We start from the raw sequence: 2,112 nt of genomic DNA, 5'->3' as shown, positions 1-2,112 counted from the left end.
AGGGCACCCCATCCCGGCCGTGTCTCACATGTGCGGAACGCGGAAACCCCGTCGAGGTCCGGAGAGCTGACCGGCTCCGGTAAGCCGACCGCAAGGTGGGTCTAATCCCTCGGCGGGAAAGGATGGCTCAAGAAGCGAACGGCGGCAGCCGAAAGGCGACAGGAAGGCGGGCGCAGATGGCGGGACCTTCGACCGGCCGCGCCCGCGTAACTGGCCGTATACCAGGCCTGATCATTGCCTGGGCCCGAAAGGGAGCTGACGTGAGCCAGGTGGCCTGTGGAGCACACCGATGACAAGGAACCGCCCGAGTCCGAGGGGCCCGTTGGGCACCTTGGCGCAGTACGCGAGCAGTGTCGCCGTGGTAATGGCGTCTGCCGTGTCCGACGCCGGGGTGAACGGATCCGAGGACCTGCCGGGCTGGGACGCCATCGACTGGTCGTCGCAGGACAGGCAGGTAGCGCGGCTACGGCAGAGGATCTTCAAGGCGACGCAGGCGGGCGACATCAAACGCGCCCGAAATCTACAGAAACTGATGTTGCGTAGCCGCGCCAACACGCTGGTCAGCGTGCGGCAGGTAGCCCAGCGCAACTCCGGCCGAAGGACCCCGGGCGTGGATGGCGAGGTCGCCATGGCCTCCCGGCAGCGAGCGGTACTGGCCCGATGGCTGCAATGCCACGGGTCGGGTGCCGCTGCTCTCCCGGTCCGACGGGTGCATGTCCCCAAGAAGAACGGAAAAGACCGACCGCTGGGTATACCCGTCATCGCGGACCGCGCCCAGCAGAAGCGGGTCAAGAACGCGTTGGAACCCGAGTGGGAAGCCCGACTGGATGCCTGCCAGTACGGCTTCCGGCCGGGACGGGGCTGTCATGACGCGATCGAGAAGATTTTCTCCGTGGCGGGCAGGAAAGGAGCGAGACGCGGATGGATCCTCGACGCGGACCTGGAAGCCGCGTTCGACAGAATCGACCATGACCACCTGCTCGACCGCCTTCGCGGCTTCCCCGGGCGGGGACAGATAGAGGGATGGCTGCGGGCGGGAGTGGCCGACAACAACCGGTACGTCCCGACCCCGGAGGGAACTCCCCAGGGCGGGGTGATTTCACCGCTGCTACTCAACATAGCACTACAGGGCATAGAGGAAGCCGCCGGAGTCAGATACCGGCCGAATGGAGAACTGGCACGAGACTGCCCCGCCGCCGTCGTGTACGCCGACGATCTGGTCGTGCTCTGCCACAGCCGGGAACAGGCCGAAACGGCGCGGGAACGCCTTGCTGTCTGGCTGGCGCCGAAGGGTCTGCGCCTCAACGACGCAAAGACTCGGATCACCACCGTAACCGAGGGGTTCGACTTCCTCTCGTTCAACGTCCGGAGCTACCGAACGAAGGACGGCCCGAAACTGTTCATCAAACCCAGCGGGGAGGCGCTGGTCAGGATACGGCGGCGGACGAAGGCCGAGCTGCGGGCGCTGCGGGGACAGCCCGCCTCGGCCGTGATAGGAGCGCTGAACCCCATCATCAGAGGGCAGGCGGCCTACTACCGGACAGGGGTGGGGAAGAAAGCGTTCAGCGGGCTGGACCTGACCCTTTGGGTGCAGCTCGACCAATGGGCGCGGGGCGCCCACCCCAACAAGGGCCGCCAGTGGATCAGGCAACGCTACTGGGGCCCGTTCAACAGGTCCAGGAACGACGAGTGGGTGTTCGGAGACCACAAGACAGGCGCCCACCTGCACAAATACGCCTGGACTCGGATCATCCGGCACGTCATGGTCGCGGGCAGGTCGTCCCCGGACGACCCGGCCCTCGCCACGTACTGGGCCGACCGACGTCGACGGCAGACCCGCCACAGCCCACCACTGGCATCGTCTGTCCAACATGCTCTTCGCGCACAGGGCGGCAGATGTCCGGGCTGCGGCCACAGCCTGCTGTTCGCCGACCGCACACCAGATTCTCCCGGACAATGGGAGAACTGGTTCCGCATGTTCCGCGCGGCGATCGAACGAAAGGACATCGTCGCTGGAAACGCGGAAGGCCGGGCTGGACACCACACAAGCACGACAGGAACCAAGCGTGCGGGGATATACATGCACGCTGACTGCGCCCGTCGTCACTTAGG

At 66.1% G+C, this 2,112-nt stretch carries 1 protein-coding gene and 1 pseudogene; both read left to right on the top strand.

Going from position 1 to position 2,112, the window contains the following annotated elements; translation table 11 throughout:
- Positions 1-289 precede the first annotated feature (289 nt).
- Positions 290-649, top strand: a pseudogene (locus tag G6R25_RS32120) (reverse transcriptase N-terminal domain-containing protein); the annotation flags it as partial.
- Between the two features lie 60 nt (positions 650-709).
- On the top strand, positions 710-2,112 hold a 1,403-nt coding region (locus tag G6R25_RS23625), incomplete at its 3' end, for a reverse transcriptase domain-containing protein (protein ID WP_473246931.1).

Source organism: Candidatus Frankia alpina, assembly GCF_902806485.1.
GTDB lineage: Bacteria > Actinomycetota > Actinomycetes > Frankiales > Frankiaceae > Frankia > Frankia alpina.
This window is presented reverse-complemented; position numbering and strand designations above follow the sequence as displayed.